Raw genomic sequence first — 15454 nt, 5'->3', positions numbered from 1 at the left:
AAGCGTTTATGAACGCTCAAATTTAAACACCGCTGTCCCCGCCATGAGGTTTGGCCACGTGTCCACACGCTGGCCGTTTTGCAAGCCAAAGGAATCGGTCACATGCAGACCGTTTTTCTCGGCCAACACTTCAAAGTCCTTGAACGTGCCCACGCGAATGTTGGGCGTGTCGTACCACTGGTAGGGCAGGCGCTTGGTCACGGGCATGCGCCCCTGCAGAATGCTCAGGCGGTTGGGCCAGTGTGCAAAGTTGGGGAAAGCCACGATACCGGTTTTGCCCACACGCGCAGTTTCGCGCAACATGGTTTCGGCGTTGCGCAAGTGTTGCAAGGTGTCGATTTGCAGCACCACGTCAAACGACTGGTCGGCAAACACGCTCAGGCCTAAATCAAGGTTGAGCTGCAACACGTTGACACCGCGTTGCACGCAGGCATGCACATTGGTGTCATCAAGCTCTACGCCATAGCCGGTGCAGGCTTTGTGTTGCTGCAAGTGGGCCAGCAATGCACCGTCGCCGCAGCCAAGGTCAAGCACGCGGCTGCCTTGGGGCACGAGGGCGGCAATGGCCACTAAGTTGTCGTGGGTCATGCTGCACCTCCGGTGTGCGCGGCCAAGGCGGGCTGGACGCCGTTGTTAGAACTGCACGCGGGCAACTCGCCGCTGATGCGCGCAAAGTACGAGCGCACCACATTCATGTAGCGGGCATCGTCCAGCAAGAACGCATCGTGGCCATGTGGCGCGTCGATTTCGGCGTAGCTCACATCGCGTTGGTTGTCGAGCAGGGCTTGCACCATCTCGCGGCTGCGTGCGGGTGAGAAGCGCCAATCGGTGGTGAAGCTCACCAGCAAAAATTTAGCCGCTGTGCGCGTAAACGCAGCTGACAAATCACCGCCGTAAGTGCGTGCGGGGTCGAAGTAATCGAGGGCGCGGGTGATGAGCAAATAGGTGTTGGCGTCAAAGTACTCGCTGAACTTGTCGCCTTGGTAGCGCAGATAGCTTTCGATTTGAAACTCCACGTCTTGGGTGGAGTACTTGTAGCCTGTGGCACTGCCAACGACAGCATCACGCAGTTCACGGCCGAATTTCTCGTTCATCACATCGTCGCTCAGATACGTGATGTGGCCCACCATACGGGCGATACGCAAACCGCGCTGCGGCACAACGCCGTGTTGGTAAAAATGACCGCCATGAAAGTCGGGGTCGGTCACGATGGCGCGACGCGCCACTTCGTTGAAGGCGATGTTCTCCGCCGTCAGGTTGGGCGCACTTGCCACCACCACGGCATGACGCACGCGGTCTGGGTATTGCAGCGTCCAGCTCAGGGCTTGCATGCCGCCCAAGCTGCCGCCTAAAACAGCGGCGAGTTGCTGGATGCCCAAACGGTCGAGCAACAAGGCTTGGGTGTTCACCCAGTCCTCTACGGTGACCACGGGGAAGTCCGCGCCGTACACCTTGCCCGTGTCGGGGTGGGTGTGCATGGGGCCGGTGGAGCCAAAGCAAGAGCCGAGGTTGTTCACGCCAATCACGAAGAAGTGGTTGGTGTCCACAGGCTTGCCTGGGCCAATCATGTTGTCCCACCAGCCTTCGCTTTTGTCTTGGCCTTCGTACACGCCTGCGACGTGGTGCGAGGCGTTGAGGGCGTGGCACACCAGCACCGCGTTGGAGCGGTCGGCGTTGAGCGTGCCGTAGGTTTCATAGGCGAGGGTGTAGTCGCGCACACTGGCGCCACTCTGCAGCGCGAGTGGTTCTACAAAGTGCATCGCCTGCGGCGTGGCAATCATGGGTTTGGCGTGGACGGTCATGCGGTCACTCTATTTTTTACTCACCAATGGGTCGCAGGTGTTTGCCGGCAATGCCTGCCAGTTCAAACATGGTCACTTGGTCTTTACCAAACACGGGTTTGAGTTTGGCGTCGGCGTTGATGGCGCGTTTGTTGGTGGCATCTTGCAAGCCATTGGCCTTGATGTAGTCCCACAGCTTCTTAATCACCTCGGTGCGGGCCACGGCTTCTGCACCAATCACGTTGGCTAGGTCAGCGCTGGGCAAATAGCCTGCGGTGACTTTGCGTGGTGCTTTGGGTTTGGCCACTTTTTCTGCTTTTGCTTTGGCAGCCTTGGTGGTTTTAGCGGGCACTTTCTTGCCAGCGGCTTTGATGAGCGCGTTGGTCGTGGGCGTCTTGCCGCCTTTGGGCGGGTACTTGCTCACGCGTGGTTCGAACGCAAAGTTCACCTTGCCGGCTTCGGCGTCCCACTGCAAGAACGCTTTGAACGAACGGCGTGTGCGCATGGACACAAACTTATCGAGCAAATCGGTTTTACCTTCGCTCAACAACTTGGCCATTTGCTCGCGTTCCACCGGTTGCTGCAAGATGATTTTGCCGCTCTTGAAGTCACAGCTGGGTGTGGCTTGCGCGTGCGTGGGCACAGCCTTGCTACACACATAGTTGCTGCCGTGTTCGTGTACTGGGCTGCCGCACTTGGGGCAGTTGCCCAAGGGTGCTGCGTCGCTGAATTCCACGATTTCGCCCGAGTCTGCGCCGTCGTCACCAAAGTCGAATTCGAGTTTCCAGTTTTGGTCTTCTTCGCTGTACTTAAGCGCGATTTCGGCGGTGAACGGCCAGCCCGCTTTGGAGCGGAAGCCGTCGAGTGGGCCAATCTTTTTGTTGGTCAAAAACGCTTCTACTTCAGCCGCATCAAAGGTGCGACCGCCTGGAATTTTGCTGATAGAGAAACCGCAGCCTGCGCCGTTTTCGCCGGAGTCAGACGCGCTGCCGTCTTTGCCCACGCAAGCGTAGCGACGGTAGTTTTCTTTCACCACGCCGCCGCACTTGGGGCATGGGGTTTTGAGCGTGGCGTAGTCACCGGGGATGGTGTCGCGGTCAAACTCTTTGGCCTTCTTGACGATGTGCTCGGTCATCTCGGCAATTTCGCGCATGAACTCTTCGCGGCTCAGTTGGCCGTGTTCCATGAGCGAGAGTTTGTGTTCCCAGCCGCCAGTGAGTTCGGGCTTGGACAGCTCTTCCACGCCCAAACCGCGCAGCAGCGTGAACAGCTGGAAAGCCTTGGCGGTGGGAATCATCTCGCGGCCATCGCGGATGAGGTATTTCTCGTTGAGCAGGCCTTCGATGATGGCCGCGCGCGTTGCTGGTGTGCCCAAGCCTTTTTCTTGCATGGCTTCGCGGAACTCGTCGTCTTCCACCAACTTGCCAGCACCTTCCATCGCGCCCAGCAACGTGGCTTCGCTGTAGCGTGCGGGTGGGCGGGTTTTCAGGCCTTTGGCGTCGGCCGACTCGTTCTTGGCCGATTCGCCTGCTTTCAAGGCGACGAGGGTCTTGCCATCTTCTTCGTTGTCGGAGGCTTCTTGCGCGGCGTCTTTGCCGTACACGGCCATCCAACCGGCGTTGACCAACACTTTGCCTTCGGTGCGGAAGGCGTGGTCTTTGCCCGCAGCTTTGACCGTGCTGATGCGCGTGGTCACCATGTATTCGGCGCTGGGGAAGAACACCGCCATGAAGCGGCGCACCACCAAGTCATACAACTTTTGCTCGGCTTCAGACAAACCGCTGGGTGCTTGCAAGGTCGGGATGATCGCAAAGTGATCGCTGACTTTTTTGTTGTCAAACACACGGGGCAGTTTGCGCACGTACTTGTTGTTCAGCGCGACGGTGGCGTGTTGCTCTAAGTGCTTCATGCCGCTATCAGCAAGCATGGTGAAAGTGTCTTTCACCACGGCCACATAGTCTTCGGGCAAGTGGCGTGAATCGGTACGTGGGTAGGTCAGCGCCTTGTGGCGCTCGTACAAGCTTTGCGCCAAGGCCAAGGTGGTTTTGGCGGAGAAGCCAAAGCGGCCGTTGGCTTCGCGTTGCAGCGAGGTCAAGTCAAACAAACCGGGGCTGGCTTTGGTGGTGGGCTTGCTTTCTTCGGTGACGGTGGCAATTTGGTTGCGCACAGCGTCGGCGATGGCCAAAGCTTCGGCTTCGCTCCACACACGGTCGTGTTTTTTCTCGGCGTCTTTTTTGTGCTCGGGGTTGAACCACTTGGCGGGGTAGGCACCTGCTTCAACCTTGAATGACGCGTGAATTTCCCAGTAGTCGCGGCTGATGAACTTGCGAATTTGTTCTTCGCGCTCCACCACCACAGACAGCGTGGGCGTTTGCACACGGCCCACGGTGGTCAAGAAGAAGCCACCTTCGCGCGAGTTGAACGCGGTCAAGGCTCGGGTGCCGTTGATGCCCACCAGCCAGTCGGCTTCCGAGCGGCTTCGTGCGGCATCGGCCAAGCCTTGCATTTGTTTTTCGCTGCGCAAAGATTCAAAACCATCGCGAATCGCTTGCGGCGTCATCGACTGCAACCACAGGCGTTTGACGGGTTTGTCGAGGGGCTTTTTGCCGCCTGCGTATTGCTCGATCAAACGGAAAATCAATTCACCTTCGCGGCCCGCGTCACACGCGTTGATGAGGGCGGTCACGTCTTTGCGTTTGGCCAGCTTCACCACCGCGTTCAAACGGGTCTTGGTTTTTTCCACCGGCTTCAAGTCGAAGAAGGGGGGGATGACGGGCAGGTTGGCAAAGCTCCATTTGCCGCGTTTGACGTCGAATTCTTCGGGTGCTTGGATTTCCACCAAATGACCCACGGCACTAGAGACGACATAGGTGTCGCTCTCAAAGTGATCGTCGTGTTTTTCGAACTTCCCCGCCACAGGCGTGAGTGCGCGCACGATGTCTTGCGCGACCGAAGGTTTTTCGGCAATCACGAGGGTTTTGCTCATTTCAAAGTTCCTTAAAAACTGACCACTACAATTTGCTTCTCTCGCGTGCGCACGCGCGCCCACGGGCGCGCACGCACATGCGTACGTATTTAAGTTAACAGAAAAATTCAGTGTCCAAAAAATCTATCGCCCAACCCCCCGCGCCCATCAAAGGCCGTCGCATCCAAACCCGTCGCTCAGGTGTCCATGGCAAAGGGGTTTTTGCACTGACAGACTTCGCCAAAGGCGAGACCATCATTGAGTACGTGGGCGAGATCATCAGCTGGAAAGAGGCGCTGCGCCGCCATCCGCACGACCCCACCGACCCCAATCACACGTTTTACTTTCACATCGACGAGACCCACGTGATTGACGCGCTGTACGGCGGCAACTCTTCGCGTTGGATCAACCACTCGTGCAAACCCAGCTGTGAACCAGACGAAGTGGACGGTCGCATTTTCATTAGGGCGATACGCGACATCAAAGCCGGTGAAGAGCTGAGCTACGACTATGGCTTGGTGATCGACGCGCCCATGACGCCCGCGCTCAAGCTGGAATACCCTTGCTGGTGCGGCGCGAAGAAGTGCCGTGGCACTTTGTTGTCTTCCACCTCTGAATTTCCAAAGGACGAAAAGCCCAAAGCGAAAAAGGCGGACAAGCCAAAGAGCAAGCTAGCCAAAGGTGACAAAAAGAAGTCGGACAAGAAGGCCGACAAAACCAAATCTAAAAAAGGCTGAGCCTCATGATTTGGCCCGCTGAAGACCTCTGGCTTGCCCTGGTTGCCAAGCAACCAGGCATCACAGTCGAGGTGCTGCCAGCGATTGATTCCACCAACACCGAGCTGATGCGCCGCGCACGCGCAGGCCAAACCGAACCGGTGCTGTTGGTGGCCGAAACCCAAACCGCAGGCCGTGGCCGCCTAGGTCGCCCGTGGCACGGTGAAGTGGGCCATGCCTTGACCTTCTCCTTGGGCCTCATGCTCAAGCCCGCGGATTGGTCGGGCCTGTCTTTGGCGGTCGGCTTGTCGTTGGCGCGCAGCCTAGATCCGCAGGGTGAACTGGGCGTGCGCTTGAAGTGGCCCAACGACTTGTGGGTGAAGCGCCCCCAGACGGCGACAGGCTGGGGCAAATTGGCGGGCATATTGATTGAAACAGCCTTGCCCGTAGGTATGGGTTACAGCGCTGACCAAGGACGAGAGCAAGGTCGTTATTGCGTAGTCGGTGTGGGCATCAACATCGCCCCGCCTGTGGCCGAGGGCTTGTCCACCGCGCCATTGGGCCTGCAAGACCTGCAAAACGGCATCACCGCACCCGAGGCCTTGATGAGGGTGGCCGGGCCTTTGTTGGCCACTTTGCTGGCGTTTGAACGCACGGGCTTTGCGCCATTGCAAAACGCCTTTAATGCCCGTGACGCATTACGCAATTTGAACGTCACTTTGAGCGATGGTCGTCACGGCGTGGCAAGGGGCGTAGACGCCGCTGGCGCGATGCTGGTGGACACCGAACAAGGCCAAGAGGCCATCAGTAGCTCAGAGGTGAGCGTGCGGCCGGTTTAACGCGGACAACTTCATGCGCGCAAATTCGGCGCAACTTAAAGAACAAAGGTGGTGTTTATGAACTCGAAATATTTTTGGCGCAACGTGGTCTATGCCTTGGCCGCCATCAACCTCTTGTTTTGGTTGTGGAACGACGGTGGTTTGCGTTTCTTAGGACTGGGCCCCAAGCCCGTGCAAGAGCCGCACCGCGTTGACAACCAAGTGGACCCAGAGCTGCTCACGATCAAACCAGCAGCGTCTGCGGCCTCTTCGCACTAACGCGCGGCTCAGAAAAAAGCCCAACGCATAGACACACGTTGGGCTCAGCAAGTGTCTCAACGATCAGTTGCGAATCAAGTGGTCAAACGCTGACAACGCCGCTTTGGCCCCTTCACCTGCCGCAATGATGATTTGCTTGTAGGGCACGGTGGTGCAGTCACCCGCAGCAAACACGCCGGGCATGCTGGTGTGGCCTTTGGCGTCCACCACGATTTCGCCAAACTTGCTCAGCTCCAACGTGCCTTTCAAGAACTCGGTGTTGGGCACCAAGCCGATTTGCACGAACACACCTTCCAACTCAATGTGATGCACCACATCCGTGGCGCGGTCTTTGTAGCTCAGGCCATTGACCTTGCCGCTTTCGCCGGTGATTTCGGTGGTTTGGGCATTGGCATGGATGGTCACGTTGGGCAAGCTCTTGAGCTTGTTGACCAACACGGCATCGGCTTTGAGCTGGTCGGCAAATTCAATCAGCGTCACGTGTTCGACGATGCCTGCTAAATCAATCGCGGCTTCCACGCCAGAGTTGCCGCCGCCGATCACCGACACGCGCTTGCCTTTGAACAAGGGGCCGTCGCAATGCGGGCAATAGGCCACGCCTTTGTTTTTGTACTCGGCTTCGCCGGGCACGTTCACATTGCGCCAACGTGCGCCGGTGGACAAGATGACGCTCTTGGCTTTGAGCACGCCGCCGTTTTCTAAGTGCACCTCGGTCATGCCGCCCGTTTGTTCGGCAGACACAATTTTGCTGGCGCGTTGCATCGCCATGATTTCTACGCCGTAGTGCTGCACTTGGGCTTCGAGGTCAGCGGCGAGTTTGGGGCCGTTGGTCTCTAACACCGAGATGTAGTTCTCAATCGACATGGTGTCGTTCAGCTGACCGCCGAAGCGCTCAGCCGCAATGCCCACGCGGATGCCTTTGCGGGCGGCATACACAGCGGCGGCCGCACCGGCTGGGCCACCGCCCACGATCAACACGTCGTAAGGGGCTTTTTCGCTCATCTTCACCGCGTCGCGGGCTGCGGCGCCTGTGTCGAGCTTGGCCACGATTTCTTCCACGCTCATGCGACCAGAGCCGAACACTTGGCCGTTTAAGAACACCATGGGCACCGCCATGATTTGGCGCTCTTCCACTTCTTTCTGGAATGCGCCGCCTTCGATCACCACGGTCTTGACCTTGGGGTTGACGATGGCCATGAGCGAGAGCGCTTGCACCACGTCTGGGCAGTTGTGGCAGCTCAGGGACATGTAGACCTCAAAGTTGAAGTCGCCACCATCCGCAGAATGAAGGGCCTTGATGCTGTCGATCACGTCTTGTTCCACCTTGGGTGGGTGGCCGCCGGTCCACAACAGCGCCAATACCAACGAGGTGAACTCGTGGCCGAGAGGCAAGCCTGCAAAGCGCACGCCTTGGGCTTCGTTCTCACGTGCCACCACGAAGGAAGGCTTGCGTGCATCGGTGCCCGAGGTGTCGAGTGTGACTTTGTCTGACAGGCCCACGATGGTGTTGAGCAGCTCGTGCATGTCTTTGCCGGTTTCGCTGTCGTCAAGTGAGGCGATCAAGCGGATGGGCTGGCGCAGCATGCCAAGGTATTGTTGAAGTTGTGATTTGAGTGCGTCGTCGAGCATGGTGTTCTCCTGTTTCGGGGTGCAGAAAACCTAGGCCAAGCACTTTTGGCGCTGACCTGGTGGGTTCAAAAGGTTGGGGAATTCGCTGAGTACAGCGCACGGGGTTGAGGCCATGCGCTGCGGTCAGCGTCCTGGGTGAGCAGGCTGTGAGACCGAAGTGGCCCTGCTGCGCAGGACCACGCGGTGGCAAAAATTAGATCTTGCCGACCAAGTCGATGGAAGGCGCCAAAGTCTTCGCGCCTTCTTTCCACTTCGCTGGGCACACTTGGCCTGGGTTGGCGGCCGTGTACTGAGCAGCAGTCAACTTACGCAGTGTTTCAGACACGTCACGCGCGATTTCGTTGGAATGGACTTCCATGGTCTTGATCATGCCTTCTGGGTTGATCACGAAAGTGCCGCGCAAAGCCAGGCCGTCTTCTTCGATGTGCACGCCAAAAGCGCGTGTCAATTTGTGTGTGGGGTCGCCCACCAATGGGAACTTGGCTTTGCCCACTGCTGGAGAAGTCTCGTGCCACACTTTGTGTGAGAAGTGGGTGTCGGTGGTGATGATGTACACCTCAGCGCCGGCTTTTTGGAAAGCAGCGTAGTTGTCAGCAGCGTCTTCGATTTCTGTGGGGCAGTTGAAGGTGAAAGCGGCTGGCATGAAGATGAACACGTTCCACTTGCCTTTGAGGCTGGCTTCGGTCACTTCGATGAACTTGCCGTTGTGGAAGGCTTGGTTTTTGAAAGGCTGAACTTGTGTGTTGATCAAAGACATGTGGTTTCCTTTGTGTGGTTGTTAAAAACTATCGAATGAGCAAAACTCATTGACGTGAATGATAGTCAAGATTTTCTGTGTCGGTGATTGTTTGTCTCAATGAGGCCGATTGAGACAGCCTTGTGCGGTGCCGTCCTTGCGTCATCACTTGGTCAAAATTAACTTGCCAAAACGCGTGGTTTGTAGCCGATAGACCTCGCCCAAATGCACGATTTCCAGCACGCGTTGGCCGTCCATCAACGCTGCGCTGTCCACGCGTAGTGGCCCCACGCACCCAGTCGCGGTGGTGGGCGCTGGGCTTGGCGCAGGCTGCGTGGCTGACGTGGCTGACGTGGCTGACGTGGCTATTGAGGCCGATGTGGGCGGGCGAGTGCTCAAGGCTTTTGGGCGATGAAATTGACCTTGGCCAACCCCGCGCCTTGTAAGGTGCTGAGCGTTTGCAGCACGCGTTCATAGGGCACGGCACGGTCGCCACTCAGGCGTACCACGGGTTGCGGGTCAAGCGTGGCGGCTTGTTGGGCTTGGGCTTTGAGTGCGTCGTCTTCGACCGGTTTGCCATTCCAATAGGTGTGGCCTTGGGCGTCAATGTCGAGGCGCACGGGTTCGGCGGGTTGTTGTGGCGCCGCACTGCTGGCGCGCGGCAGCACCAAGGGAATGGCGCTGTGAATGGCAGGCACGGCCAAGATGAACACCACCAACAACACCAGCATCACGTCAATCAACGGTGTCATGTTGATTTCGGTCATCACCTCGTCATCGTCTTGGGCGGGTAAGAACGACATGCTCAAACGCCTGCGTGGTTGCGCTGGCCGACGCGAGCGCCTGTGACCAAAAAGGCGTGCAAGTCGTGTGCGAAGCGGTTGAGTTGGCCCAAGATGAATTTGTTGCCACGCACCAAGGCGTTGTAGCCCAGCACCGCAGGCACGGCCACCACCAAGCCTAACGCCGTCATGATGAGGGCTTCGCCAATCGGGCCCGCCACGTGGTCCATGCCCACTTGGCCCGAGGCACCCATGCTGATGAGTGCGTGATAAATGCCCCACACCGTGCCGAACAAACCCACGAACGGTGCGGTGGAGCCAATGGATGCCAACACGGCCAAGCCTGCTTGCAAGCGCGCGGTGGAGTCGTCAATCGCGTTGCGCAAACTGCGTGTGACCCAATCGCTCACGTCCAAGCTGTCGTGCAGTTGTTCTTGCGTGGCGCGGTGGTGGGCCGATGCCTCGTGGCCTTGCTTGGCCAAGCTGTAAAACGGGTTGGTGTTGGCGGCGTGTGGTGTGGCGCCATCGAGTGCGGCCAAGCCTTCGTCTAAGTTGCTGCTGTGCCAAAACGATTCGACGTGTTGCGCCATGCGTTTCAAGCGCACGATGTCGAGCGCCTTCATGACGATGACCACCCACGACAACACAGACATGCCGATCAACAGCAGCGCCACGATGTGGGTGATGGCGTCACCTTGTTGCCAAAAATTCAAAATGCCGGCTTGGTTTTCCATGACAGTTTCCAAAAGTTATTCCAAAACAAAATTAACGGGGACGTTGAACCACATGGCCTCGGGCGTGCCCAAGCGTTGACCCGGCACAAACCGCCAGCGCAGTACGGTGCGCAAGGCCTCTTGGTCGAGGCGGTCATAACCGCTGCTGGTTTTGACCTCGCCTTGCTGTGCTGAGCCATCGGCCGCTACAAAGACGCGAATCAACACTTGCCCTTGTTCGTTCAAGCGACGGCTCATACGTGGGTAAGCGGGCTTGGGGTTGTTCAAGCCATGTGCTTCGCTGCTGGGTAGGCTGAAGGCGGGGGTGCCTTGTGATTTGCCTGTTTGTGCGGGTGTCGCTGCTGGTGTGGCGTTGGCGTTAGTAGCTGAGGATGCAGCCAAGGCCTCCGCGTTGCGTGTGGCCAGCGCAGATGCAAGCGAAGGTGCGGCAACGGCAGGCGTGCTGGGTGTTGTCGGCGCGGCCGTGGGCGTGACTGTCGTCTGTGCTTTTGTTGCTGTGTTGCTGACCGGAGCCAGCACCATTTCCATGGCGATGCTGTGTTGGTTGTCGATGTCGGTGGTGCTTGGCGACAACAGCAAATTGCCAATGGCCAACACATGCAGCGCCAACACACATAGCACCACGGTGGGGGCTGTGCGTGGTCGCTCTGCGTGTGATGGCGCGTAAGTGAATTGCAGCATCAGGTGTCTGCCCACATGCGCAAGAGGTTGTGATAGACGCCGGTTTGTGTCACGGCCTCTGGCAGTTCGCCATATTGGTCACGCAAGCTCAAGATGCTCATGTCGAGTTCGTACAGCAAGCGGCGTTGTTCGTCGCTGCGCACCAAACTTTCAATCCAAAAGAAGCAAGCCAAACGTTCGCCGCGTGTGACGGGTTTGACTTCGTGCAAGCTGGTGCCCGGGTAGATGACGATGCTGCCTGCGGGCAGCTTGATGCTTTGTTCGCCGTAGGTGTCGGCAATGGTCAGCTCGCCGCCGTCGTAAGTGTCGGGGTCGCTCAAAAACACCGTGCATGAAATGTCAGTGCGCACGCGTTTTTCGTGGCTCAGCATGCGGATCGAACCGTCGATGTGTTTGCCAAAGTAATTGCTGTCACCCGCATAGCGGTTGATGCGCGGTGTGTAAATTTTCTTGGGCAGCGTGGCCGAGAAGAAGGTGGGGTTGGCGTTGAGTGCCTTGAGCACCATCTCTCGAATGTTCACCGCTGCATCACAAGTCTGTGGCAATTGCTCGTTGTGTTTCACCATCGCCGCTTGCCGACCTGCCGTGCCAAGGCCCGGCTCCCAAGGCGCATCTTTGAGCCAAGCGCGGGCTTGGCTCAGCTCTTCTGCGGACAACAAATTGGGCAGGGTCAGCAGCATGCTCGACCCGATGACATGGGGCGTGTTGAAAGCGGTGTCATGGTGTCTCCTGTCAAAACTTGTAAGAGCCCGTCACCTGCACCAAGCGTCCCGCACCCGGCACGTAGTGGCCGCTGTAGAGCTGGTCGGCGTAGCGCTTGTTGGTGAGGTTGCTCACATTGCCTTTGAAGGTGAGCTGCTCGTCCACGCGGTACTCGGCCATCACGTCGGCTGTGGTGAAGGCAGGCGCTTCCCAGCCGGGGTTGCGGTTGGGCGTTTGTGCGCCACGGTGGTTCAGGCCTGCGCCCACACGCCATTGGCCGTTGATTTGGTAGGTGTTCCACAACGTGGCGCTGATACGCGGTGTGAGCGAGGGGCGTGCGCCGGTGCGCTCGTTGTCGCTGCCGGTGGGCGACTTGTAGGCTTCGTCAATGCGTGCATCTGGAATCCACATGAACGAGCCATACGCTTCCCATCGTGGCGTGATGCGACCTGTGAAGTCAAGCTCTAAGCCTGTGGCGTGGCGCTTGCCCGACAACACGGCCACGTCGACCAAGGGGTCGGTGTTGCGCTCGTGGAGTTTGGTGGAGCGAAACAGCGCGTAGCGTGTGGTGAAGTTTTTATCGGCCGAATCAATCTTGGCACCCAGCTCTAAGTTGATGCTTTGTTCGGGTGGCACATCGGCATTGCTCGCACCCAAGGAGTAGGCATCGCCCGACGTGTTGAACGAGGTGGCCGCAGAGAAGTGGTACGACTCGCGTTCGTTGGGTTGGAACAAGGCGCCCACGCGCTTGCTCCATTCGCCGACGTTCATTTTGTAGTTGGTGACGCCTGTTTGGCTAAAGTTACCTGCAGTGGTGGCATTGCCGGAGTAGCTGTAGTTGTTGGTGTTGTAGCTGCCATTCAGGCTGTCGTAACGCAGGCCACCTAAAAGTTTCCAGTGGTTGGCGATTTGCACCAAGTCTTGCGCGTAAACACCCCAAGCGGTGGAGGTGTAGTTGTTGGTTTCGAATGGTGGGCGAATGCTCTCGTTCACGCTCGCGCCGTCGTTGGCTGTGCCAACGTATGTGCTGGGTTTTAAAAGACCGAACGAACCGAGATAGGTGTTGCCGTAAAGCGTGGCGTTGGTGCCGGTGACGCCATAGCTCGGAATGCCGTAAACCACTTTTTTCTCTTGCGCAATGTCCACGCCGCTGAGCAACTCATGCCTCATGCCGAGGGCGTTGAACTTGGCGCTCAAGTCGCTTTGGATATACACCGAGTCCAAGTTTTGAATTTTGTTTTGCGTGCCGCGTGTGAGTTCGGTGATGGAGCTGAAGTTGGATAAGTCTTCGCCAGCGGTCAAGCGAATGGTGCTGGCGCGTTGGTCGCGCGTGTAAGCACCGCGGCGCACACGGGTGGTGAGTTCGGTCTCACCATCAAAACGGTGCGTGTGTGCGAGCGTGGCGTAGGTGGCGGTGCCATCGTTGTAGTCGCTGGCCATTCCGTAATTGCTCGTGGGGCTCACTGGCAGCAAGGTGGTGGCGCTGGCAAGGCTGGTGCTGGTGGGTTTGATCCACGGCATGCCGTAATTGATGCCGTTGTTGTTTTCTAAGCGGTACAGGCTGGCGGTGAATTCGTCGCGCTCGCCAATGCCCCAGCGGTAGCTGCCAGCGATGCCTTGTTTGTCAATGCTGCTGCCCGCGCCGTTGTTGTCGGCGGTGGTCTTCATGGCGCTCACGCGCAAGGCCGAGCTCTCGCCGGTTTGTTGGTTGAAGTCACCCACCACGCGGCGGTGGTTGTGGCTGCCCACGGTCACGTCGATTTGGTTTTCGTCCATCAAGCGCGGCACTTTGTTGACCATGTTGACGGCACCCCCTGTGGAGCCGCGGCCAAACAACATGGAGGCCGAGCCGCGCAAGAGTTCCACGCGGTCGAGGTTGAAGGTGTCGCGGTCGTAAAACGCGGGGTCGCGAATGCCGTCTACAAAAATATCGCCGGTGGTGGAGAGTGCAAAGCCGCGCAAGCGGATGTCTTCTTCGCCGCCTTCGGCCGCTTGAAAGGTGATGCCCGCGGTTTGCTTGAGCGCGTCTTTGACGGTGTCCAAATTGCGGTCATCCATCATGCGTTCGGTTACCACGGTGATGGATTGCGGAATGTCGCGCAGCTTTTGTTGGCCTTTGCCAATGCGGGTTTCTGTCGCGCGTAGGCTGTCTTTGCCTTCAGCCACTTCGGCCTTTTCGCGCACGGTGACGGTGCTGAGTGTGTTTTCAGTTTGCGCACGGAGAGTGCTTGCAAAACTGGCGGCCAACAACATGGCACCCAAGGGCAACAGTTTGGAAGACGGCGTGGCTTGCACGCGTGTGGTGCGAGGCGCAGGTAAAGACAAGCGGCGTCGGTTGAGCCGCGAACGGGTAGTCGCCATGGAGAAGCTCCGAAAGTAGTCGCCGAACCAAGTCGGCAGTTGTGATCAGAGGCTGGCTACACGCCCTTGCACGGAGGGCGACAAACACAGGGTTTGTTGGCTGGCCGAAAAGTTCAGGCGCAAAAATTTCTATGCTTTGCGCCTCAGTGCTGGGCACCGCGCGGGGTGCGCGGTGCGTGAGGCAGGTGCTTACTTGAAACCCACACGGTCCAACATTTGTTGCACCTTGATTTGGTTCATGCCCACGGCGCTGATGGGCACCAGCTCGCTTTTGAAGTTGCCGCCGGTCATGGCTTTGAGGGCTGGGTTGTCCAGCTTCATGCCCTTGACCACGGGCCACTCGTTGTTGCCGTTGGCAAAGTGGTTTTGCGCTTCGGGGCTGACGAGGTATTCCAAAAACTTCACGGCGTTGGTTTGGTTCTTCGAGTACCGCGCCACCGCTCCGCCGGCCACGTTCACGTGTGTGCCCCAGCTTTGTTGGTTGGGGAACACCACGCCCACGCGTTCGGCCACCGCTTTTTCGGCGGGGTTGGTGGAGCGCATCAAACGCGCCAAGTAATAGGTGTTGGTCACCGCAATGCCGCATTCGCCGCTGGCCACCGCTTTGATTTGGTCGGTGTCACCGCCTTTGGGGGCGCGTGCCATGTTGTCGACCATGCCTTTGAGCCACGTCTCTGTGGCGGCTGGGCCGAGGTGTTCGGTCATCGCGCCAAACAAGCTCAGGTTGTACGGGTGCGAGCCTGAGCGGATGCACAGCTTGCCTTTGTTTTTGGGGTCGGCCAGCTCTTCGTAGGTGTCCACGTCTTCACGCTTGACCTTGAGCTTGTCGTACACCACCACGCGAGCGCGGGTGGACAAACCAAACCAAGCGGTGCCGCCATCGTCAGAGGGCTTGGCGCGCAGTTGTGTGGGCACAGCGGTTTCTAAAGTTTTGGACTTGATGGGCAAGAACATGCCATCGACTTCGCCTTTCCACAAGCGGGCGGCGTCTACCAGCAAGATGACGTCAGCGGGCGATGCGGTGCCTTCAGCCTTGAGGCGGGCGATGATGCCTGCGTCGTCCGAATCGACGCGGTTGATCTTGATGCCCGTGGCTTTGGTGAAGTCGCTGTACAGCGCTTCGTCGGTGGGGTAGTGGCGGGCTGAGTAGAGGTTGATGACCTGTTCGTCGGCAAAGGCTGTAGTGCTGAATAAACCAGCAGATACGGCGGAAATGGCCAACGACAAAACGGTGAGGGTGCGACGCATGTGGCGACTCCAAGTTAAAAAG

The 15454-nt window shown here is 58.2% G+C and carries 15 protein-coding genes; 3 read left to right on the top strand and 12 right to left on the bottom strand.

Translation table 11 applies throughout. The annotated features are described in order from the left end of the window. Window positions 1–6 precede the first annotated feature (6 nt). From metW to B9Z44_RS07245, 3 genes are read right to left on the bottom strand one after another with little or no spacing between them, the layout of a single operon-like run. Window positions 7–588 (bottom strand): methionine biosynthesis protein MetW, encoded by a 582-nt coding sequence (gene metW / locus B9Z44_RS07255; RefSeq protein WP_108402059.1) that lies wholly within the window; start codon window positions 586–588, stop codon window positions 7–9. Continuing rightward, a complete protein-coding gene (gene metX / locus B9Z44_RS07250) occupies window positions 585–1802 on the bottom strand; it encodes a homoserine O-succinyltransferase MetX (protein ID WP_245912779.1) in 1218 nt (405 codons plus the stop codon). Before metX ends, metW begins: the two co-directional genes overlap by 4 nt. A gap of 16 nt (window positions 1803–1818) precedes the next feature. Beyond that, the gene (locus tag B9Z44_RS07245) at window positions 1819–4767 is read right to left on the bottom strand and encodes a DNA topoisomerase III (RefSeq protein WP_108402058.1); all 2949 of its coding nucleotides are present in this window, start codon (window positions 4765–4767) and stop codon (window positions 1819–1821) included. Window positions 4768–4877: 110 nt separating this feature from the next. Between B9Z44_RS07245 and B9Z44_RS07240 the strand changes: the two genes are divergently transcribed. The 3 genes from B9Z44_RS07240 to B9Z44_RS07230 are packed head-to-tail and all read left to right on the top strand — an operon-like array spanning window position 4878 to window position 6559. Continuing rightward, entirely contained in the window at window positions 4878–5483 is a 606-nt protein-coding gene (locus tag B9Z44_RS07240) for an SET domain-containing protein (protein WP_108359454.1), read from the top strand. Between the two features lie 5 nt (window positions 5484–5488). After that, entirely contained in the window at window positions 5489–6301 is an 813-nt protein-coding gene (locus B9Z44_RS07235) for a biotin--[acetyl-CoA-carboxylase] ligase (protein ID WP_108402057.1), read from the top strand. A 57-nt stretch (window positions 6302–6358) separates the two neighbouring features. Next, the gene (locus tag B9Z44_RS07230; RefSeq protein ID WP_108359452.1) at window positions 6359–6559 is read left to right on the top strand and encodes a hypothetical protein; all 201 of its coding nucleotides are present in this window, start codon (window positions 6359–6361) and stop codon (window positions 6557–6559) included. A 63-nt stretch (window positions 6560–6622) separates the two neighbouring features. Here B9Z44_RS07230 and ahpF read toward each other — a convergent pair whose 3' ends face one another. The 9 genes from ahpF to B9Z44_RS07185 all read right to left on the bottom strand — a co-directional run bounded on the left by ahpF (window position 6623) and on the right by B9Z44_RS07185 (window position 15432). Continuing rightward, window positions 6623–8188, bottom strand: a complete 1566-nt coding sequence (gene ahpF / locus B9Z44_RS07225) for an alkyl hydroperoxide reductase subunit F (protein WP_108402056.1) — start codon at window positions 8186–8188, stop codon at window positions 6623–6625. Between the two features lie 193 nt (window positions 8189–8381). After that, entirely contained in the window at window positions 8382–8945 is a 564-nt protein-coding gene (ahpC, locus tag B9Z44_RS07220) for an alkyl hydroperoxide reductase subunit C (RefSeq protein ID WP_108359450.1), read from the bottom strand. A 144-nt stretch (window positions 8946–9089) separates the two neighbouring features. Continuing rightward, window positions 9090–9323 (bottom strand): hemin uptake protein HemP, encoded by a 234-nt coding sequence (gene hemP / locus B9Z44_RS15170; RefSeq protein WP_245912778.1) that lies wholly within the window; start codon window positions 9321–9323, stop codon window positions 9090–9092. After that, the gene (locus tag B9Z44_RS07210) at window positions 9320–9727 is read right to left on the bottom strand and encodes an ExbD/TolR family protein (protein ID WP_233246903.1); all 408 of its coding nucleotides are present in this window, start codon (window positions 9725–9727) and stop codon (window positions 9320–9322) included. The genes hemP and B9Z44_RS07210 overlap by 4 nt, the downstream gene beginning before the upstream one ends. Before the next feature lie 2 nt (window positions 9728–9729). Continuing rightward, window positions 9730–10440 (bottom strand): MotA/TolQ/ExbB proton channel family protein, encoded by a 711-nt coding sequence (locus tag B9Z44_RS07205; RefSeq protein WP_108402055.1) that lies wholly within the window; start codon window positions 10438–10440, stop codon window positions 9730–9732. Between the two features lie 15 nt (window positions 10441–10455). Then, window positions 10456–11121 (bottom strand): energy transducer TonB, encoded by a 666-nt coding sequence (locus B9Z44_RS07200; RefSeq protein ID WP_108402054.1) that lies wholly within the window; start codon window positions 11119–11121, stop codon window positions 10456–10458. After that, window positions 11121–11801, bottom strand: a complete 681-nt coding sequence (locus B9Z44_RS07195; protein WP_108402053.1) for a Fe2+-dependent dioxygenase — start codon at window positions 11799–11801, stop codon at window positions 11121–11123. Before B9Z44_RS07195 ends, B9Z44_RS07200 begins: the two co-directional genes overlap by 1 nt. Window positions 11802–11853: 52 nt before the next feature. After that, the gene (locus B9Z44_RS07190) at window positions 11854–14184 is read right to left on the bottom strand and encodes a TonB-dependent receptor (RefSeq protein WP_108359444.1); all 2331 of its coding nucleotides are present in this window, start codon (window positions 14182–14184) and stop codon (window positions 11854–11856) included. 189 nt (window positions 14185–14373) lie between these two features. Beyond that, window positions 14374–15432, bottom strand: a complete 1059-nt coding sequence (locus B9Z44_RS07185) for an extracellular solute-binding protein (protein WP_108402052.1) — start codon at window positions 15430–15432, stop codon at window positions 14374–14376. Window positions 15433–15454: the final 22 nt, after the last annotated feature.

Source organism: Limnohabitans curvus (assembly GCF_003063475.1).
Classification (GTDB): domain Bacteria; phylum Pseudomonadota; class Gammaproteobacteria; order Burkholderiales; family Burkholderiaceae_C; genus Limnohabitans; species Limnohabitans curvus.
Note: the sequence above shows the minus strand (reverse complement) of the source record. Positions and strands in the feature narration are given on the sequence as shown.